At 61.1% G+C, this 19,817-nt stretch carries 17 protein-coding genes and 1 riboswitch; of the genes, 10 read left to right on the forward strand and 7 right to left on the reverse strand.

Features of this window, described 5'->3' with window-relative positions; translation table 11 throughout:
* Window positions 1-2: 2 nt before the first annotated feature.
* Together Q0V31_RS08330 and Q0V31_RS08335 are read right to left on the reverse strand one after the other, a co-directional pair.
* A complete protein-coding gene (locus tag Q0V31_RS08330) occupies window positions 3-638 on the reverse strand; it encodes a lipopolysaccharide kinase InaA family protein (RefSeq protein ID WP_298186747.1) in 636 nt (211 codons plus the stop codon).
* The gene (locus Q0V31_RS08335) at window positions 638-1,825 is read right to left on the reverse strand and encodes an O-antigen ligase family protein (protein WP_298186749.1); all 1,188 of its coding nucleotides are present in this window, start codon (window positions 1,823-1,825) and stop codon (window positions 638-640) included. The genes Q0V31_RS08330 and Q0V31_RS08335 overlap by 1 nt, the downstream gene beginning before the upstream one ends.
* A gap of 187 nt (window positions 1,826-2,012) precedes the next feature.
* On the opposite strand from Q0V31_RS08335, the gene msbA reads away from it, so the two are divergent.
* The 4 genes from msbA to hldE all read left to right on the forward strand — a co-directional run bounded on the left by msbA (window position 2,013) and on the right by hldE (window position 7,619).
* On the forward strand, window positions 2,013-3,833 hold the full coding sequence (gene msbA / locus Q0V31_RS08340) for a lipid A export permease/ATP-binding protein MsbA (RefSeq protein WP_298186752.1): 1,821 nt from the start codon (window positions 2,013-2,015) through the stop codon (window positions 3,831-3,833).
* Window positions 3,833-4,729: a GNAT family N-acetyltransferase gene (locus tag Q0V31_RS08345; protein WP_298186754.1), complete on the forward strand. Its 897-nt coding sequence runs from the start codon at window positions 3,833-3,835 to the stop codon at window positions 4,727-4,729. Before msbA ends, Q0V31_RS08345 begins: the two co-directional genes overlap by 1 nt.
* A gap of 2 nt (window positions 4,730-4,731) precedes the next feature.
* Window positions 4,732-6,132, forward strand: coding sequence for a PIG-L family deacetylase (locus Q0V31_RS08350; protein ID WP_298186756.1), 1,401 nt, complete (start codon window positions 4,732-4,734; stop codon window positions 6,130-6,132).
* A gap of 65 nt (window positions 6,133-6,197) precedes the next feature.
* On the forward strand, window positions 6,198-7,619 hold the full coding sequence (gene hldE, locus Q0V31_RS08355) for a bifunctional D-glycero-beta-D-manno-heptose-7-phosphate kinase/D-glycero-beta-D-manno-heptose 1-phosphate adenylyltransferase HldE (protein ID WP_298186761.1): 1,422 nt from the start codon (window positions 6,198-6,200) through the stop codon (window positions 7,617-7,619).
* Between the two features lie 21 nt (window positions 7,620-7,640).
* Here the strand turns inward: hldE and Q0V31_RS08360 are convergent, their stop codons facing one another.
* The 4 genes from Q0V31_RS08360 to Q0V31_RS08375 all read right to left on the reverse strand — a co-directional run bounded on the left by Q0V31_RS08360 (window position 7,641) and on the right by Q0V31_RS08375 (window position 11,014).
* On the reverse strand, window positions 7,641-8,579 hold the full coding sequence (locus Q0V31_RS08360) for a metal ABC transporter ATPase (protein ID WP_298186763.1): 939 nt from the start codon (window positions 8,577-8,579) through the stop codon (window positions 7,641-7,643).
* A 61-nt stretch (window positions 8,580-8,640) separates the two neighbouring features.
* Window positions 8,641-9,456: an aldo/keto reductase gene (locus Q0V31_RS08365; protein WP_298186766.1), complete on the reverse strand. Its 816-nt coding sequence runs from the start codon at window positions 9,454-9,456 to the stop codon at window positions 8,641-8,643.
* Window positions 9,456-10,628, reverse strand: a complete 1,173-nt coding sequence (locus Q0V31_RS08370; RefSeq protein ID WP_298186769.1) for an FAD-dependent oxidoreductase — start codon at window positions 10,626-10,628, stop codon at window positions 9,456-9,458. Before Q0V31_RS08370 ends, Q0V31_RS08365 begins: the two co-directional genes overlap by 1 nt.
* A gap of 53 nt (window positions 10,629-10,681) precedes the next feature.
* Window positions 10,682-11,014 carry a multidrug efflux SMR transporter gene (locus Q0V31_RS08375; protein ID WP_298186772.1) on the reverse strand — a complete coding sequence of 111 codons (333 nt, stop codon included), beginning with the start codon at window positions 11,012-11,014 and terminating at the stop codon, window positions 10,682-10,684.
* Between the two features lie 84 nt (window positions 11,015-11,098).
* Between Q0V31_RS08375 and Q0V31_RS08380 the strand changes: the two genes are divergently transcribed.
* Together Q0V31_RS08380 and waaA are read left to right on the forward strand one after the other, a co-directional pair.
* Window positions 11,099-11,983: a LysR family transcriptional regulator gene (locus Q0V31_RS08380; protein ID WP_298186774.1), complete on the forward strand. Its 885-nt coding sequence runs from the start codon at window positions 11,099-11,101 to the stop codon at window positions 11,981-11,983.
* Between the two features lie 43 nt (window positions 11,984-12,026).
* The gene (gene waaA / locus Q0V31_RS08385; RefSeq protein ID WP_298186777.1) at window positions 12,027-13,310 is read left to right on the forward strand and encodes a lipid IV(A) 3-deoxy-D-manno-octulosonic acid transferase; all 1,284 of its coding nucleotides are present in this window, start codon (window positions 12,027-12,029) and stop codon (window positions 13,308-13,310) included.
* An 80-nt stretch (window positions 13,311-13,390) separates the two neighbouring features.
* On the opposite strand, the gene Q0V31_RS08390 is transcribed toward waaA, so the two are convergent.
* A complete protein-coding gene (locus Q0V31_RS08390; RefSeq protein ID WP_298186779.1) occupies window positions 13,391-14,830 on the reverse strand; it encodes a TolC family outer membrane protein in 1,440 nt (479 codons plus the stop codon).
* A gap of 216 nt (window positions 14,831-15,046) precedes the next feature.
* Window positions 15,047-15,153: riboswitch (TPP riboswitch) on the forward strand.
* A 94-nt stretch (window positions 15,154-15,247) separates the two neighbouring features.
* On the opposite strand from Q0V31_RS08390, the gene thiC reads away from it, so the two are divergent.
* From thiC to Q0V31_RS08410, 4 genes are all read left to right on the forward strand, one after another.
* Window positions 15,248-17,140, forward strand: a complete 1,893-nt coding sequence (gene thiC / locus Q0V31_RS08395; protein ID WP_298186782.1) for a phosphomethylpyrimidine synthase ThiC — start codon at window positions 15,248-15,250, stop codon at window positions 17,138-17,140.
* 73 nt (window positions 17,141-17,213) lie between these two features.
* Window positions 17,214-18,506, forward strand: coding sequence for a putative hydroxymethylpyrimidine transporter CytX (gene cytX / locus Q0V31_RS08400; RefSeq protein ID WP_298190980.1), 1,293 nt, complete (start codon window positions 17,214-17,216; stop codon window positions 18,504-18,506).
* A 164-nt stretch (window positions 18,507-18,670) separates the two neighbouring features.
* Entirely contained in the window at window positions 18,671-19,273 is a 603-nt protein-coding gene (locus tag Q0V31_RS08405; protein WP_298186785.1) for an NUDIX domain-containing protein, read from the forward strand.
* Window positions 19,264-19,716 (forward strand): DUF1249 domain-containing protein, encoded by a 453-nt coding sequence (locus tag Q0V31_RS08410; RefSeq protein ID WP_298186787.1) that lies wholly within the window; start codon window positions 19,264-19,266, stop codon window positions 19,714-19,716. The genes Q0V31_RS08405 and Q0V31_RS08410 overlap by 10 nt, the downstream gene beginning before the upstream one ends.
* Window positions 19,717-19,817: the final 101 nt, after the last annotated feature.

The following is a 19,817-nucleotide window of genomic DNA, read 5'->3' on the forward strand; positions in this document are numbered from 1 at the left end:
CGTTAAGCAAACAGTTTGGCTGCCTGCTTCTTGGCGATACGGCTGTAACCTGTTTTTAGCGCGTCACGGTGCTCTTCGAACAGCCACTTTTGGTCGTCAGCGTAGCGGCGCATGTGCTTGAGGTTGCGTTGGCGTTTGTGCAGGCTAAGTGCGAAGTGGCTGATGTGCATGTCGGCGAGGTCAATCAAGCCCAGCTTTCCGTCAGGTTGCACCAGTACGTTGCCCAGGTGCACCGAGCGGAAGTACACGCCAGTGGCATGCAGCTTGGCCAGCAGCTCACCAAACTGTTCCACTAGCGCCTGGCGGCGCTCACCAGGACTATTACGCAGCACCTGGCGCAAGGTTTCCCCAGGTAGCGGCCAATAATGCACGGCAGTTTTGTTGATTGGGTCAACCAGCCAATACACCTGAATGATTTCTGGGCTGTTGAATCCTAAGCGCTTCAAGCGTTCGGCGTTCTCTGCAAAGCGCTTGGCATAGGGCTTGAGGGTTTCGCGGGAAAATAATGACCGCTTACGAAACAGTTTGAGAAAACTGCCGTCGGTTAACTTCAGCACTTTTGGCCCAAGGCCATCGAGCTCAAGCACGCGAGCGTTGGCTGAGAGTGCATTCAGCTCGGGCTGGGAAAGCGTTTGCATCAGCGCTGAACTCCTTGTGTTTGCCGCGTACGGATGCTGAGGGCCGCAATCAGTGCCAGAGGGATCCAGGTCACCAGCCAGTGCTCTTTGGGTCTTGGCAGGATACCGCCGCCCTCCGTCAAACCTGCACCGATGCCATAAACCAGCAGCGCACCACACACAATGAACAAGTAGTTGCTTCTGTGCTTCCAGCATTGGAAGAGCGCGAGACCGTGCATGACGAGCCAAATGGCCAAGCCGATAATGCCGGTGTAATACAGCACCCCCAGCGCAAAGTTGTGGGGCTCACTAAAGTTCGTGTTGAGATCGGCGATAAGTATCGCCAGCTGTGCACCAAAGCCAAAGCCTTGCCAAGGCTGTTGAGCAACCATGCTGAGGGTTTGTGCCCACAGCTCAGGCCGATATGACAGGCCCCGATTGGATACAGCTTCTGGATAGAGCAGGGCGAGGGCCAGCACTGCGAATACTCCAGAGAGCAGTAGCCAGATTGAGCGTTTGCTCCAACATGCAATTATCAACCAGGCACATACCAGTGCTGTTGCCACAAGCGGCGTGCGTGAGCCTGTGGCCAGTAATGCCAGCCCCATCAGTAACGCTGCCGCTAGTGCGAGCCCGCTGTGGCGAGGTTTGAGGATCATGCTCAACGCCAGCCAGAAGGCGCAAAAAAAGCCGAACAAGTGCGAACTCAGCAGGGGGTTGTCGAGCGCGCCGTGCCCAATAAACCGTTCTCCTGGTGTCCAGCTGGCAATGAACATCACCAGGCTATAAGTGGTTAGGGGCAATATCAATACGGCGGAGAGCAGTGTGCTTTGGGCTAGTCGCGCATTGGTTTGCAGTGCCATCAGTGCGCAAGCAGAAAAGAGCATCAGGATATACAGCGGGCGCTTGAATAGCGTGCCGAAGGGCAGCTCGGTGTCCGACCAGCTGAAGCTGATCAAGGCCCAGATTGAGAACATCAAGAAGGTGATGATCACGGGGTCTCGTAAGAGCGCTAGGCCGGTACGAGGACGCAGTGCTAGGGCAATTAGAGTGGGCGCGGCAATTAGCGCGTAGAACATCTTGTGGTAAAGGCTGCGTTCCGGCAGCGCGGCCAGCCCGACGAGCAACACGACAAAGCCTAGAGGCAGTAACCAATTGCAGATGAAAGAGTAAGTTCGCTGCGTCCGTGAGTCGATCTGTGTGTGCATCTAGGTGTAAGTCCAGTCCGGCGGTTGAGTTGCGATTCTACAGGATCAAGTAAGGCCTTTCCTTGGCTCTCCCAGCTTTCTTCCAGGCAGCTTGGAGGCTTTAGTCGCTAAGTTGTTCCAAGAGGGCCTAATCGCAGCCCGGGTGGGCTATGTTAATATCCCGCTTTTACCGATTATGGGCGGGTTTATGAGTGGAAAAGCTGCAAGCCAGGACGCTTCATCGAGCCTGAAAATCTATCTGCGCTTGCTCTCTTATATCCGTCCTTACCTAGGTTTTTTTGCGCTGAGTATTCTGGGGTTTTTAATCTTTGCCTCGACCCAGCCAATGCTCGGTTACATCCTCAAGTATTTTGTCGATGGCCTTTCCAATCCGGCCGCGAGCTTGTTTCCTGACGTGCCATACCTGCAGGATCTGCAATTGGTGCAGGCAGTGCCGCTGCTGATTGTATTGATCGCGTTTTGGCAGGGGGTGGGTTCTTTCCTGGGTAATTACTTCCTGGCCAAGGTGTCGCTGGGGCTGGTGCATGACCTGCGCGTGGCGCTGTTCAATAATTTATTGACGCTGCCTAATCGTTATTTTGATAGCCACAACTCCGGGCATGTGATTTCGCGCATTACCTTTAACGTGACCATGGTTACCGGGGCGGCAACTGATGCGATCAAAGTGGTCATCCGTGAAGGCATGACGGTGATTTTCCTGTTCGCCACCTTGTTGTGGATGAACTGGATGTTGACCTTGGTGATGGTCGCCATTCTTCCGGTGATCGGTTTAATGGTGAGTAGCGCGAGCAAGAAATTCCGCAAGCAGAGCAAGAAAATTCAAGTGGCGATGGGTGATGTCACCCACGTGGCTTCGGAAACCATTCAAGGTTATCGAGTGGTGCGCAGTTTTGGTGGCGAAACCTACGAGCAAGGGCGCTTTCTGGAAGCCAGTAGCAGTAACACGGAAAAACAGCTGCGCATGACCAAGACATCGGCGGTTTATACGCCGATGTTGCAACTGGTGATTTATAGCGCCATGGCGGTTCTGATGTTCTTGGTGCTGTTTATGCGTGGTGATGCTTCGGCAGGTGACCTGGTCGCCTACATCACCCTGGCGGGCCTGCTGCCGAAGCCGATTCGTCAGCTGTCTGAGGTGAGCTCAACCATTCAAAAGGGCGTGGCTGGCGCGGAGAGTATTTTCGAACAGCTGGATGAAACCCCCGAGGTGGATCGCGGCACTCAGGCGCGTGAGCGGGTTAGCGGGCGCTTGGAAGTCAATAACCTGAGCTTTCAATACGCCAGCAGTGACAAGCCGGTTCTGGATGACATCAGTTTTGTTGCCGAGCCTGGGCAGATGGTTGCTCTTGTGGGCCGCTCGGGCAGCGGTAAATCGACCTTGGCCAACCTGATTCCGCGCTTTTACCACCATGACCAGGGACAGATTTTGCTCGATGGTCTGGATGTCGAAGAGTACAAGCTGCTTAACCTTCGTCGTCATATCGCTCTAGTGACCCAACATGTCACCCTGTTCAACGATACTGTGGCCAATAACATCGCCTACGGCGACCTGCAGGGTGCGCCGCTGGATGAGGTGCGTCAGGCGGCGGAGGCGGCTTATGCCGCCGAGTTTATCGAGAAGATGCCGCAAGGCTACGACACCCTGGTGGGTGAAAATGGTGTGCTGTTGTCCGGCGGTCAGCGCCAGCGCCTGGCCATTGCTCGGGCGTTGTTGAAAAACGCTCCGCTATTGATTCTCGACGAGGCCACCTCGGCGCTCGACACCGAGTCTGAGCGGCATATTCAAGGCGCGTTGGATGAGGTGATGAAGGGGCGTACCACGTTGGTTATCGCCCATCGCCTGTCCACTATCGAGAAGGCCGACCTGATTTTGGTGATGGACCAGGGGCGTATCGTCGAGCGCGGCACGCATGCCGAATTGCTGGCGCGTAATGGTTATTACGCACGCCTGCATGAAAAAGACTTTGTTGAAGGCGATGACGCTGTGACGTTTGAGCGCGACGCCTGATGCTCAGTTATTTACGTGCCTGGCGTGAGCGTGGTTGGGCTCCGATTGATGCCGTTACTTACGCCGAGGCCTGGCAGCGGTTTGGCGGCAGTGTGGCGACTCATCCGCAGGTAGTCGAGCGCCTGGCAGGTCTGGCGGATATTCAGGTGCGCTACCTCGGCTGGTTTTCCGGCGGTGAGTTGCAGGCTGCCATACCGACTTGGGGCCGATACTTGGCGTTGTCCAAGGATGTGCTGAAACAGCAGGGTAAGCGCGGCTTGTTTGATTTGGGCAATGCCGAAGTCATCCTGCCGCTCGCCGCTGAGGCGCGCGTACCCGTGCGGCATCAGGCGCGCTACCTGTCGGCCCTGAATGCCGAGCAGGTGCTTGGCCGTCGTGAGCAGCCGGAAGGTCTGGCGCTGGCCCGTGAGCCGGAGGAGTACAGCAAAAAATTCCGCTACAACCAGCGCCGCGAGCAGCGTCTGCTGGAGGAAGCTGGAGGGGTTATTCGGCCGATGTTGGAGCTGTCTGCCAGCGAGCAGGCGTTGGCCTATGCCGATCTGTTTCAGCGCCGCTGGGGGTTTGAAGCGACCGGCAAGGCGCACCTGGCTGAGGTGTTTAGCCTAATGCGCGATTTTATGACCGGCTCGCTGATTTATCTGAACGATCAGCCGGTGGCGATCCAGGTGCTTTACCGCGTCGAGGCCCCGCAGTGGGTCAGCCTGGAGTACATCAACGGTGGCGTTGATCCGCAAAACCGCGAGTTCAGTCCAGGCAGCGTGCTCAGTTTTATCAATACCCAAACAGCCTGGGCTGAGGCACGAGCTATTGGTAAGCCGCTGCGTTACTCCTTCGGCCGGGCTGATCGCGAATACAAAGACCGCTGGTGCAACCGCGTGCCGGTCTATCAGGTTTGATTATGTCGGGACGCAAACAGGCTCTGCTCAGGCAGCACCGTCGGCAAAAACGTATTGCTTTGCTCCTGGCTGCGCTGGTGTTGCTGCTGGCGGGGGTGTTTGTCGCGTGGTGGTGGCTGCCATTGCTCCTGCTGGTAGGCTGGGTGGTGCATGAGGCCTGGTTTGCCGATCACCTGTTTTACGCCCCCAGCGATGACTACAACTACAACTTCTCCGGCGTAGCGCCCTCGTTTACCGGGCGCATCGAAGCCGGGTGCCTGCTGCTGGACGGTGATAGTGGTGCGGCCGATACCCTGTTTTTGCAGGTACGGCTCAAGGCCAATTGGCTAGGGCGCTGGCTGGACCCCTATGTGCTGATTGGTGCTGATCGGCAGGACTTTGAGCGGGGCGTAAACGGTCGTCGATATCTGAACCTCTCTGGTCAGCACGAATTATTGGCGCGCGGCGCGCTGCAGATTCGCGGCCGCTTCTGCCGCATTGAACCGGCCGTGACCCTGTATGCCCTGAGCAACCCGGATTACGCCGAGCAGCGCTTAATGGTTATTGCGCCGCACGCCGATGATGCGGAGTTGGCGGCCTTTGGTCTGTACAGCCGGGCGCGCGATGTCAGCATTGTGACCCTGACCCAGGGTGAAATTGAGGCCGAACCCTACCAGACGCTGGGCCTGGAGCAGGCCGCGGCTGCCCGGCTCAAAGGCCGCTTGCGCAGCTGGGATAGCCTGGCAGTTCCGCTTTGGGGCGGCGTGCCACAGAGCCAATGTGTGCAGCTGGGCTATTACTGCCTGCAGTTGCCGGCGATGCAGGCGCAGCCCGAGCTGGGCGTGGGTTCGCGTGAGTCGGGCGAGGACGATATCCGTAGCGTGCGTGGTGCCAACTCAATCCAGCTGCCAGGCGATGCCGATGGGGTGCCCAGCTGGCGCAACCTCGTCGCTGATTTAGCTGCGAGCCTGCAGTACTTCCAGCCTGAGGTGGTGGTCACGCCACACCCGCAGCTCGACCCGCACAGCGATCATGTGGCCAGCACCGAGGCGCTGCTGGAGGCGATTGAACTGAGCAGCTGGAAGCCGAAAACCCTGCTGCTGTACGCCAACCATCTGCACGATAATGACCGCTGGCCCATGGGCCCAGCAGGCTTCGGCATTGCCTTGCCGCCCGCGATTGAGGCGCTGCCGGCAGATGGCGTGTGGAGCTCGGCTCTGGATGCTGCGCAGCAACTGGATAAAGCCATGGCCTTGGCCATGCAGCACGATTTACAAGGCGCATTGCCGCTCAAGCGGCGCATCCGCCGGCTGCTCCAGCGTCTGCTGGTGGGGCGTCGTTGGCCGGCAACCGGCGAGGATGAGTTCTTCCGCAAGGCGGTGCGCCGCCATGAATTATTCTGGGTGCGTACGCTCGGCGGCTAGCCGGAGTATTGGCCTGCAAATGTTATGATCTGCCGCGATTCGCATTAGCCGCTTCTGGAGTGTTTATGAAATTGTCCATGCCACGTTTCGACCAGGCCGCCGTTCTGGTGGTGGGCGATGTCATGCTCGATCGTTATTGGCATGGCGGCACTTCACGGATATCTCCGGAAGCGCCAGTGCCGGTGGTTAAGGTCGAGCAGATCGAAGATCGTCCGGGCGGCGCCGCCAACGTGGCGTTGAACATCGCCGCGCTCGGTGCGCCGGCAGTCTTGATCGGTGTGACGGGGCAGGATGAGGCCGCGGATAGCCTGAGTAACAGCCTGCAGGCGGTGGGGGTGAAGACCCTGTTTCAGTGCATCAAGGATCAGCCGACCATCGTCAAGTTGCGGGTGATGAGCCGTCATCAGCAGTTGCTGCGCATGGATTTTGAAGAGCTGTTCCGTACCGATAGCGCCGCGCTCGCCGCCAGTGTTGAGGCGCAGCTGGACGGCATCAAGGTGTTGATCCTTTCCGATTATGGCAAAGGCGCGCTGCAGAACCATCAGACCCTGGTGCAGCTGGCGCGCAGCAAAGGCATTGCCGTGCTGGCCGACCCCAAGGGCAAGGATTTCTCCATCTATCGCGGCGCCAGCCTGATTACCCCGAACCTCAGCGAGTTCGAGGCCATCGTCGGCGCTTGCAGTGATGAAGCCGAATTGGTCGCCAAAGGCGCGGCACTGATGGCCGAGCTGGAGCTGGGCGCGCTGTTGGTCACCCGTGGCGAGCACGGCATGACCCTGCTGCGCCCACAGCATCCGGCGCTGCATTTGCCGGCGCGTGCCCGTGAAGTATTCGACGTCACCGGCGCTGGTGATACGGTGATTTCCACCCTGGCCGCTAGTCTGGCTGCGGGCGAGGAGTTGCCGCATGCGGTGGCGCTGGCCAATCTTGCCGCCGGTATTGTGGTGGGTAAGCTGGGCACCGCCGCGATCAGTGCGCCCGAGTTGCGCCGCGCGATCCAGCGTGAAGCCGGTTCCGAGCGCGGCGTGCTGAGCCTTGATCAACTGCTGTTGGCCATCGAAGACGCCCGCGCCCATGGCGAAAAAATTGTCTTCACCAATGGCTGTTTCGATATTCTGCATGCCGGCCACGTGACCTACCTGGAGCAGGCGCGCGCCCAAGGCGATCGACTGGTGCTGGCGGTCAATGATGACGCCTCGGTTAGCCGCTTGAAGGGCCCAGGTCGGCCGATCAATTCGGTGGATCGGCGCATGGCCGTGCTTGCCGGGCTTGGCGCAGTGGACTGGGTGGTGAGCTTCAGTGAAGACACCCCGGAAAATCTGCTGCGAGCGGTAAAACCGGATGTGCTGGTCAAGGGCGGCGATTACGGCATCGAAGGCGTGGTCGGTGGCGATATTGTCCGCGCCTATGGCGGTGAAGTGCGGGTGCTGGGGTTGGTGGAGAACAGCTCGACCACCGCAATAGTCGAGAAAATCCGCAGCCGTTAAAGCGCTATGGCAGCGGGCTGGTTAATCCGTCAGCCGGCAGTTGCTGAGGTCTCTCAAGCCCCGCTTAGGCGGGGCTTTTTGTGGCGGCGCGCTTTGTTGGCTCAGCCAGTCTTGCCAGCGGATGCGTTCATCGCGCACCAGCCAGCCGTCCTGCGCGGCAAAGCTTTCCGCCAGCCACAAGCCACGGGTACCTGTGGGCGACAGTTGGCCTTGCTTCAGGGTCAGCAGCTCTGCGCTCGGCCGGCCCTGCTCCAGCGGGATCAGAAACAGGTCGGGGCGGGCGCGGTTGAGGCAGGCGATCAGTTGACCATCTTCCAGATGCTCGTCGACATGCAGCAGGCTGAGCTCTCGAGTCTCTTTGGGCAGGTCCAAACGTAGGTCATAGACCAGCTGCAGTGAAGCAGTCGGCAGGTGCACGTAGGCGCGCGGGCGCTCAAGTAGCTTGAGGTTGCCACATTGTACTGGCCGCGCCGCGCCAGACAGCGCGCTGAGGTTGAAGTGGGCGCTTTCCCGGTAGCGCAGGCTGCGTTGGTAGGGCGTTGGCAGCCAGGTGTCGCCAAAGCGCCCGCTCAGCCAGCCTTCCGGGGTTTCCAGCAGGCATTCTTCGGCCACCTCCTGCAGGGCGGTCAGCAGCGGCAGGTTGAGCTCATGCGCCGGTACGTAGCCGGAGATCAGCTTGAGCACCACATCGCCACGATCGGCACGGCGCTGACGCACCAGTACCCAATACTCGCGGCCCTGCAAATTGAGGGTCAGGCGCACCGAAACCCCGAGGTTGGCCAGTGCCACGCTAAAGCGCTGGCTATCGGCGATGTCTATCGGCTTGCGCTTGGCCAGCATCTGCGCAAAGTTCAGCGGCATGCCCTGGCCCTGGTAGCTCAGGCCTTCCGGGCTGGCGTCGACTAATAACTGCAGGGTTTTGAAGGTGCCGGGGTCTTTGCGGATCAGGGTGCGTGGCATGGCAGCTGCTCGCGGCGAGGGGCGGTCTGAAAGCTTGGCACAGATATTCGGCCGAGGGCTGTCAGGCAATATCCTGAATTACCGCGGCCGCAGTGGCGACGTTGTGCGCCAGGTGTTGCGGGTTGATCGTGCCGATGATGGCGCTGGTAGCCGCCGTGTGATTGAAAATCAGCTCGAAGCTGGCGCGTACCGGGTCTTCACCTGCTAGGCAGGCATGGCCGCTGGCCAAGGCTTTTTTGATCAGGATGCCTTTGCCGTGCAGTTCGGCGTAATCCAGCACGGCTTGCTCGGCTTGTTCCTTGAGGTTGTAGGTAATCATCGCGCAGTCGCCGTGTTCGAGGGCGAGCAGGCCGCCCTCGACGGTTTTGCCGGAGAGGCCGAAACCGCGAATCTTGCCTTCGCGCTTGAGCTCGGCGAGGGTTTGGTACACCCCGCTGTCGCGCAGTATCGCCACGTCGTTGCCGTCGGAGTGCACCAGCACCAGGTCGATAAAGTCGGTTTCCAGGCGTTTGAGGCTGCGCTCCACGGAGAAACGGGTGTGCGCCGGGCTGAAGTCGAAGTGCGACTGGCCATTGTCGAACTCTTCGCCGACTTTGCTGACAATCACCCACTGCTGCCGCTGGCCACGCAGCAACGGGCCGAGGCGAGTTTCGCTGGTGCCGTAGGCCGGTGCGGTGTCGATCAGGTTGATGCCCAGGTCATGGGCTTGCGCCAGCAGTTCACGGGCGGCGGCATCATCAGGAATGGTGAAGCCGTTGGGGTATTTCACGCCCTGGTCGCGGCCCAACTTGACCGTGCCCAGGCCCAGTGGCGAAACCAGCAGCTCGGTGGCGCCCAGTGGGCGATGCAGGTTGTGCAGGCTGTGCAGTGGATGCATCAGAACAGTTCCTCCCAGGCAGGTGGCGCGATGGCTGGCCGTGGCAGGGCAGGCAGCGGTGCATGCTGCGCCGGCTGAATGCCGTCCCGGTTAAGTGTAGCCAGCACGCGGTCGGCGAAGTCCGGCGCCAAGGCCAGTTTAGTCGGCCAACCGACCAGCAGATGGTTTTGCTCGTGTAGGAAGGCATTGTCCGGGCGAACCAGCCCGGATTGTGCCGGCTCGGCGCGATCCACGCGTAGGCTGGCCCACTGCGCGGCGGATAGATCCACCCAAGGCAATAAGTCACTCAGCTCTTTCTGTGCTGCCTTGATCTGGCTGGCCTCATCGCGGGCCACGCCATCGGCTTCGGCCAGGTCGCCCCCCAGGTACCAGACCCACTGGCCATCGGCGGCCGGGTGGGTGGTAATGGTCACGCGCGGCTTCGGTCCGCCGCCCAGGCAGTGGGCATACAGCGGTTTCAGGGTTGGCCCTTTAACCAGCACCATATGCAGCGGCCGCAGTTGTTGCGCCGGCTGGCTGAGGCCAAGCGCAGTGAGGAGGTCGGCGTTGCCGGCCCCGGCGCTGAGGATAATGCGCTGTGCGCGTACTTCGCGGCCATCGATGATCAGGCCGACCAGTACGTCATTCTCTCGCAGCGGCAGGATGCGTTCGCCAGCCAGCAAACCATCACCGGCTAATTCGCTCAGCCGACTCATCAGGCTCGGCACATCCAGCACCAGTTCGGCCAGGCGGTAGACCTTGCCCTTGAATGTTGGGTGCTGCAGGGCCGGCGGCAGTTGCTCGCCTTTGACCTGATCGACGCGACCGCGCACGGCCTTGCTGGCGAAAAAGCTGGTGATATTGCCGGCCAGGCTACCGGGCGACCACAGGTAGTGGGCGTCAGAGAGCAGGCGCACGCCAGAGAGGTCCAGCTCACCGTTGCCGGTCAGGGCCTCACGCCAGCGCCGTGGCATGTCGGCGATCGCTTCGGAAGCGCCGGTTAGCGCGCCATGCAGCGCGTATTTGGCGCCGCCGTGGATGATGCCCTGGGATTTCACGCTTTGCCCGCCGCCCAGGCTGGCGCTCTCCACCAGCACGGTGGCAAAGCCCTGGCGGCGTAGGCGCGCATTCAGCCAGAGGCCGGCCACACCGCCGCCAACGATCAAAACATCAGTGCTTAATGCCTGGGACATGCATGCGTCTCACCGGGAAAACAGGCGCGCAGTATAACCCGCTCGCGTCTGGGTCAATGCCCGACGCTGTGAGAGAACAGCTGAATCACCACCACGCCGGCGACGATCAGGCCCATGCCGAGCATGGCCGGAAGATCCAGCTTCTGCTGGTAGAGAAACACCGCAGCGATGCTCACTAGGACGATGCCCAGGCCGGCCCAGACGGCATAGGCGACGCCCACCGGGATGGTTTTCACCACCAAGCTGAGCATCCAGAACGAGATGGCATAGCCAACCACCACCAGCAGTAAGGGGAGGGGCTTGCTGAAGCCATCCAGGGCCTTCATTGAGGTGGTGGCGATGACTTCAGCGGTGATGGCAACAGCGAGGTAGAGATAGCCGCTCATGTGCAGGCCTCCAAGTAGGTTGCGACCATTCTAGTGGCTGGGCTGATGGGATAAAGTGATTGCCTATCTGATTTGGAGATGGGTATGCAGTGGAACCTTGAGCAAATCCGCTTGTTTGTCAGTGTGGCCGAAGGGCAGTCGTTCTCTGCTGTTGGGCGGCAGATGCAGCGTGCGCAGTCGGCGGTGAGCAGCGCGATCGCCCAATTGGAAGATGATCTTGGTGTGCTGCTATTCGCCCGCAGCAGCGGCCGCCAGCCGCGCCTGACCGATGCCGGGGCGGCGTTGCTGGAGGAGGCGCGCGAGGTGCTGCGCCAGTGTCAGCGCCTGGATGGCCGTGCGCTGGGTCTGGCGCGTGGCGAGGAAGTGCGCTTGCGCCTGGCTCAGGATGAGGCGATGCCTTATCAGCCGGTACTCGACAGCCTGGAGGCGCTGGCCCAGCAGTTCCCGCTGTTGGAAGTGCAACTGGCCAGCGGTGCCCAGGGGGATGTTGCACGCAAGTTGCTGGAGCATCGCGCCGATCTTGGTCTGTTATTCCACCACGAGCACATGCCTGACGCCTTGGAGCGCCAGCGCTTGGGCACCATCGAGATGGTTACCGTGTGCGGTGCCGGACATGCCCTGGCGGGTATGGGTCATGCTGATCGGCGCGAACTGGCGCGCCACCGGCAATTGCTCATGGCCCCTCAGGACAGTCATTACCCGGGCGGTGAGCAAATCAGCCCATCGGTTTGGCGGGCTGACAGTTTCTACGCCATGGCGGAACTGTTGATGCGCAATCTGGGCTGGGCCTGGCTGCCGCGCCATGTGGCGCAGTACCCGACCTATCAGGGCCAGTTGGTTGAGCTGAGCAGCGACTGGACCCCGCCACCACTGGTGGTGGAGCTGGTCTGCCGTCGCGATGAAGCACATGGGCCGGCGGCGTTGTGGCTGGCCGAGTGTTTTGCCACGCACCTGCAGGCGATTGGCTGAGCGTGACTCGACGGCTTTTCCTAAAGTGCATAAGCTGCGCGCCATGAATAGAAGCCTCTACACCCTGTTGTTTCATCTTGGTCTGCCGCTGGTCGCCGGGCGTTTGGCTTGGCGCGCCTGGCAAGCGCCGGCCTATGCCAAGCGCATCGGCGAGCGTTTTGCCGTGGGCCTGCCCGCACTCAAGCCCGGCGGTATCTGGCTGCATGCGGTGTCGGTGGGCGAGAGCATCGCCGCTGCGCCGCTGGTGCGTGAGTTGCTGGCGCGCTACCCGGATATGCCGATCACCATCACCTGTATGACGCCGACCGGCTCGGAGCGCATTCAGGCCATGTTCGGCGGCGCGGAGTATGCCGGCCGTGTGCAGCACTGCTATTTGCCCTATGACCTGCCGTGGGCGGCCGCGCGCTTTCTCGACCGTGTGCAGCCCAAGCTGGCGGTGATTATGGAAACCGAGCTGTGGCCCAACCATATTCATCAGTGTGGCCTGCGCGGTATCCCGCTGGCGCTGGCCAATGCGCGGTTGTCCGAGCGCTCGGCGCGCGGCTATGCACGCTTTGCCAAACTGACTGCGCCGATGCTCGCCGAACTGGATTTGATCGCCGTGCAAACGGCGCTTGAGGCCGAGCGTTTTCGCAGCCTTGGCGCGCGTGACGAGTGCGTCGAGGTCACTGGCTCGATCAAGTTTGACCTGACCATTGATCCCGCCTTGCTCAGTCGTGCCGCGCTGTTGCGCGAGCAGTGGCAAGCCGAGTCGCGCCCGGTGTGGATCGCCGCCAGCACCCATGCCGGTGAGGATGAGAGCGTTCTCGCCGCTCATCGCCAGTTGCTCAAGCACCAGCCAGATGCGTTGTTGATCCTAGTGCCGCGCCATCCTGAGCGCTTCAATACGGTTTTTGAGTTGTGCCAACGGCAAGGCTTTAGCACCCGTCGCCGCTCCACGGCAGACGCCGTGCAGGCAGATGATCAGGTGCTACTCGGCGACACCATGGGCGAGTTGCTGTTTCTCTATGCGCTGGCCGATAGCGCCTTCGTCGGTGGCAGTTTGGTCGCTAATGGCGGACATAACCTGCTGGAGCCGGCGGCGCTAGGCATGCCGGTGCTGAGTGGCCCGCACCTGTTCAACTTCCTCGAGATTGCCGCGCAGTTGCGCGCCGCTGGGGCGCTGAGCGAAGTGGCAGATGCTGACGCGCTGGCGCAGCGTGTGGCGCAGTTATGGCGTGAGCCTGAAACCGCAGAGGCCATGCGCACTGCAGGGCTGGCCGTGATGCAGGCCAACCAAGGCGCGCTGGCGCGGCTGCTGGCAGGCCTTGGGCGGTTGTTGGGCTAGTCATCTGCAGATATGGTCTGGGGGTAAAAGCCGTATACACAAAAAGCCCGCTGAACTCGCGGGCTTTTTGTGTAGCAAACTCAGTAGTCTGAGTTGCCGCGCAGCTGCGCTTCGGCGGCTTTGGCCAGGTCCGGCGGCAGGAAGTCTTTATCCGGGTTGTAATCGGACTTCAGGTACTGCTCCAGCGCGCTTAGGTCGTCCGGGCTGAGGGTGCCGGCCGCCTGCTTCAAGCGCAGGTTGTTGAGGATGTAGTCGTAGCGCGCGTTGTTGTAGTTGCGTACCGAGCTGTACAGCTGGCGCTGGGCATCCAGTACGTCAACGATGTTGCGCGTGCCGACCTGGTAGCCGATTTCGGTGGCTTCCAGGGCGCTTTGGTTGGAGATGATCGACTGCTTGCGCGCCTGCACGGTTTCCACGTCGGTGTTGACCGCGCGGTGCAGGTTGCGGGTGTTCTGCACCACCTGGCGGCGCAGGCTTTCACGCAGCTGCTCGCTCTGATTCAGGCGCTGATAGGACTCGCGTACCTGCGAGCTGGTCAGGCCGCCGCTGTACAGCGGGATATTCAATTGCAGGCCAATCGAGCGTTGCTCGACATCACCGCTGAAGCGGTTGACGGTGGCGGCGCTGTTGCTGAAGCCCAGGCTGTCGTTGTCGCCCTTCTGATAGCTGGCCACCGCATCCAGAGTCGGCGCGTGGCCGGATTTACGCTGGCGTAGGGTTTCTTCCGCGGCTTCAACGGCGTAGTTGCTGGCTTGCAGGTTGAGGTTCTGCGCAGCAGCGGTGTCGACCCAAGCTTTAGCGTCGTTCGGCGTCGGCGCGAGGATCGGCAGGCTGTGCTCGATACCTTCCAAGGCGACGAAGTCACGGTTGGTCAGGGTGATCAGCGTTTCGAAGGCATTCTCTACCTGCTGTTGAGCGATGATGCGGTTGGCGCGGGCGGTGTCGAAGCCCGCCTGGGCTTCCAGCACGTCGGTTTTATCCGACAGGCCGACATCGAAGCGCTCGTTGGCCTGGTCCAGCTGGCGCTTGAACGCGGCCTCTTCGGCCTTGGTCGATGCCAGGTTGTCCTGAGCGCGGAGCACGGCAAAGTAACTTTCGGCGCTCTGCAGAATCAGGTTCTGCTCGGTGGCCGACAGCTCCAACGCCGCTTGCTCGTCGATCGCTTGTGCCGCTTGCAGCTGGAACCAGCGGTCCGCACGGAACAGTGGTTGGCTCAGGTTGGCCTGGTAGACCATACCGCTGCGCGAGCTGGTGTTGGCGGGCGAGTCAACCTGGGTGCGGGTGTCGCTCAGGTTGGCACCGGCCGAGAGGTTTGGCAGCAGGCCGGCGCGGGCCTGGGGTACCACTTCGCTGCGCGCTTTATAGTCAGCGCGGGCGGCGGCCAGATCAGCGTTGTTGGCGGCGGCTTCTTGGTACACCGTGACCAGGTCGGTTTTGGTGGACAGTGGGGCTTGGTCAGCCCAGGCCATTGCGTTGGACGCGGCGGCCACAGCGAGAGCCAGAGAAAGTCTGCGCAACATGAGGTGATCCTGGTTTTTGGCGGTAATCGGCAAGGCTAAGGGGCCGTGCCCAGGGGGTCAAGGGCCGTTACGGCCGCTGCAGTGTAGTTTGCAGCAAGCTATGTTGCCTGAGTGCAACAATTAAATAGCTCGCGCTGTTTCGTCACAAAGCGACGTGCGGGTCATAGTTTTTGACTCGTGGGTTGGTTTTATTCGCCGGGGTTGATTAGACTGGCCGCGTTCTTGTCGGGGTGCCCCAATTGCGGGGCTGAGATTGGCAGCTGCCGGATCCCGTTGAACCTGATCAGGTTAAAGCCTGCGTAGGGAACAAGATGTGCTCGCCTTTCCTCTGGGTGAGCCTCTGGCACCACTCCAGGTGCGCCTCACGCCGCTCATCCGTCCAGGTTCGCTCCGACATCTAGCCCTGGAGAGCCGCCGATGAGCACACAAGAAAAAAACCTGAACCCAATGCTGAGTGAGTCAGCCCAGGTCGACCAGCAGTCGATTCAACCCTTCCCGCGCTCGCAAAAAGTCTATGTGCAGGGCTCGCGCCCGGACATTCTCGTGCCGATGCGTGAAATCAGCCTGGACGTTACCCCCACTGACTTTGGCGGCGAGGTCAACGCGCCTGTGGTGGTCTACGACACCTCCGGCCCTTACACCGACCCCAACGTTATTATCGACGTGCGCAAAGGCCTGGCCGATGTGCGTTCGCCGTGGATCGAGGCGCGCGGCGACACCGAGCGTCTGAGCGGCCTCAGCTCGAACTTCGGCCAGCAGCGCCTGGCGGATGCCGAGCTGACCAAGCTGCGCTTCGCCCACGTGAATAACCCGCGCCGCGCCAAGCCCGGGGCCAACGTCAGCCAGATGCACTACGCGCGCAAAGGCATCATCACCGCCGAGATGGAATACGTCGCCATCCGCGAGAACATGAAGCTGGAAGTGGCCCGCGCAGCGGGTCTGCTCGAGCAGCAACACGCCGGTCACAGCTTCGGTGCCAGCGTGCCGAAAATCATCACTCCGGAATTCGTCCGTGACGAGATCGCTCGCGGTCGCGCGATCATCCCCGCCAACATCAACCACACCGAATTGGAGCCGATGATCATCGGCCGTAACTTCCTGGTGAAGATCAACGGCAACATCGGCAACTCGGCGCTGGGCTCTTCGATTGAAGAAGAAGTGGCCAAGCTGACCTGGGGTATTCGTTGGGGCTCGGACACGGTGATGGACCTGTCCACCGGCAAGCACATTCACGAAACCCGCGAGTGGATCATCCGTAACTCGCCGGTGCCAATCGGTACCGTGCCGATTTACCAAGCCCTGGAAAAAGTTGGCGGCGCCGCCGAAGAACTGACCTGGGAGCTGTTCCGCGACACCCTGATCGAGCAGGCCGAGCAGGGCGTGGACTACTTCACCATCCACGCCGGGGTATTGCTGCGCTATGTGCCGATGACCGCCAAGCGCGTCACCGGCATCGTCTCGCGTGGCGGCTCGATCATGGCCAAGTGGTGCCTGGCGCACCACAAAGAGAACTTCCTCTACACCCATTTCGAAGATATTTGCGAAATCATGAAGGCCTACGACGTCAGCTTCTCGCTGGGTGATGGCCTGCGTCCGGGCTCGATTGCCGACGCCAACGATGAAGCGCAGTTCGGCGAGCTGGAAACCCTCGGCGAGCTGACCAAAATCGCCTGGAAGCACGACGTGCAGTGCATGATCGAAGGCCCCGGTCATGTACCGATGCAGCTGATCAAAGAGAACATGGACAAGCAGCTGGAGTGCTGTGACGAGGCGCCGTTCTACACCCTCGGCCCACTGACCACCGACATCGCCCCGGGCTATGACCACATCACCAGCGGCATCGGTGCGGCGATGATCGGCTGGTTCGGTTGCGCCATGCTCTGCTACGTCACGCCCAAGGAACACCTGGGCCTGCCGAACAAGGATGACGTGAAGACCGGCATCATCACCTACAAGATCGCCGCCCATGCCGCCGACTTGGCCAAGGGCCATCCGGGCGCGCAGATCCGCGACAACGCCCTGAGCAAGGCGCGCTTCGAATTCCGCTGGGAAGACCAGTTCAACCTTGGTCTCGATCCGGACACGGCGCGCAGTTACCACGACGAAACCCTGCCCAAGGATTCGGCCAAGGTCGCGCACTTCTGCTCCATGTGCGGGCCGAAATTCTGCTCGATGAAGATCACCCAGGAAGTGCGCGTGTACGCCGAAGAGCAGCGCATTGCCGCGCTCGACCTGGATGCTGAAGCGGGTATGCAAGCCAAGGCCGAGGAGTTCAAGGCGCAAGGCAGTGAGCTGTACCACAAGGTTTGATTGAGTTGGTTTGATCGAAACACCACCCACGGTTTGCGCCCTGGGTGGTTTTTATTTTTTTGAGGTGGCTTTTATCGTGATGACGACCAACACCTACTCGCCGCACCAGAGCGTGGCCAGTAACCAGCGCGTACTGGGTGCGCGGGACATGTTTTCCCTGTGGTTCTCCCTCGGGATCGGTTTGATGGTCTTACAGCTCGGCGCCTTGCTGGCACCGGGGTTGGGCATGAGTGGCGCGTTGCTGGCGATTGCCTGCGGCACGGCAGTCGGCGTGCTGTTGCTCGGCGCGGTGGCGGTAATTGGCAGTGACACCGGGCGTTCGAGCATGGCCGCCTTGAAGCTCAGTCTGGGCAGTAAAGGGGCTTTGTTGCCGGCCTTGCTCAATGTGCTGCAGCTGGTTGGCTGGGGCGCGTTCGAGATCATCGTGATGCGTGATGCTGCCGGTGTGCTGGCTGAGCGTGCATTCGGGGCTGGCACTGGCTGGAGTAACCCGCTGCTGTGGACGTTGTTCTTTGGCGCGCTGGCGACATTGCTGGCGGTCACCGGGCCGCTGACCTTCGTGCGCAAAATATTGCGCAAGTGGGGCATTTGGTTGTTGCTCGGCGCCTGCCTGTGGCTGACCTGGAACCTGTTCGACAAGGCCGACCTGGCCAGCATCTGGGCGCGTGCCGGGGATGGTTCGATGCCGTTTGCCCTGGGCTTTGACATTGCGATTGCCATGCCGTTGTCTTGGTTGCCGCTAATTGCCGACTATTCGCGCTTCGGCAAGAGTGCGGTACGGGTGTTTGGTGGTACGGCGCTGGGCTTCTTCCTCGGCAACGTCTGGCTGATGAGCCTGGGCGTGGCCTACACCCTGGCCTTTGCCACGGGTGCCGAGGCCAACGCGCTGCTGTTGGCGCTGGCTGGTGCCGGCTTGGGCATTCCGCTGCTGCTGATTTTGCTCGATGAGTCGGAAAACGCCTTCGCCGATATCCACTCTGCGGCGGTGTCTGCGGGTATCGTGCTGCCGCTGCGGGTTGAGCAGTTGGCCCTGGCGATTGGCGTGCTGTGCACCCTGATTGCCGGGCTGGCGCCGCTGGCCGAGTACCAGAACTTCCTGTTGTTGATCGGCTCGGTATTTGCGCCGCTGTTTGGCGTGGTGCTGGTTGATCACTTTATTCTGCGCCGTCGGCGTGCCGAACTGGCGCCTGCCTGCGCCTGGCGTGGCGATACCTTGCTGGCGTGGGGCTGTGGCGCGGTGATGTATCACCTGCTCAGCCATTACGCGCCGGAAATCGGTGCCACCCTGCCAGCGTTCCTGTTGGCGGCGGTGCTGCAGTTGCTGCTGGGTGGCCTGAGCCGCAAGCGCCTGGCTGCAATTAGCTGAGCGGCGCGATTTGCAGCGGCAGCAGTGCGGCATGGCTGCACCGCTGTTTGCCTGGCAGGCGCAATGGCTGCTTGCCAGACGCCTAGAAACAGCGTGTAAGCTGTGCTGAATACGCAGGCTGGCAACGCCGTCGCTGGTCGCGTCAGTCAGGTTTGGAGTCAGCGATGAATGCACAAGATGATGTTCAAGTGATCGAGCGCGAAGCCTGTTTCAGTGGCTTCTATAAGCTCGAACGTCTGCGTTTGCGCCATCGCCAGTTTGCCGGGGACATGGGCCCAGAGTTGAGTCGTGAATTATTCGTGCGCCACGAAGCGGTGTGTGTACTGCCCTACGACCCACAGCGCGATTGCGTGGTGTTGATCGAGCAGTTTCGCATCGGCGCGCTGGATAAAAGTACCAATCCCTGGCTGCTGGAATTGGTGGCAGGGTTGATCGACAAGGACGAGGTGCCGGAAGAAGTGGCGCGCCGCGAGGCGCTGGAAGAGGCCAACCTGGCGCTGAGCTCGTTGTGGCCGATCACTCAGTACTACCCGTCACCTGGCGGCTCGGATGAGCGCGTGCATCTGTTCGTCGGTCGTTGTGACAGCGAGGGGGCTGGCGGTGTGTACGGCCTGGCGGAAGAAGGCGAGGACATTCGCGTGCATGTCTGGCCGCTGGAAGATGCCCTGGATGCGGTCAAGGACGGGCGTATCGACAACGCCGCGAGCATCATTGCCCTGCAGTGGCTGGCACTGAACCTGGTTGAAGTCAGGGGGCTATGGTCATGAATCTGCTGCGCGAGCGCTATCGGGTCGACCTGGTCGAGCTGCAAGCCGCTTGCGAGGCCAACTATGCGCGCCTGATGCAGCTGTTGCCGGCGATGCGTGAAGGCGGTGAGGCGCGGCATGTGGCTTTGAGCCAAGGCGAGCAGCAGTTCGGCGTGCTGACGCTAGCTGTGCTGGAGACGTGCCCCTACACCTCGACCCTCTCCGTGCGCCAAGAGCCCAACCTGGACTGGTTACCGCTGCCGCAGCTGGAAGTGCGGGTGTATCACGATGCGCGCATGGCTGAGGTGGTGGGTGCGCAAAGCGCGCGGCGCTTCCATGGTCGTTACCCCTATCCGAATGCCGCGATGCACCAGCCGGATGAAAAGACCCAGCTCAACCTGTTTCTCGGGGAGTGGTTAAGTCATTGCCTGGCGTGCGGCCATGAATTGGCGCCGGTGCGCTAGTGCGTGCACGATTGTCCGATAAGCTGTTGCAATCCCTGGATTTACCGCTGGCGTTCTGTGACCTATTCCCCGTTCGTGGCTTTACCCTCGACCGGGCTGCC

The sequence above is a fragment of the uncultured Pseudomonas sp. genome, from assembly GCF_943846705.1.
Lineage (GTDB): Bacteria > Pseudomonadota > Gammaproteobacteria > Pseudomonadales > Pseudomonadaceae > Aquipseudomonas.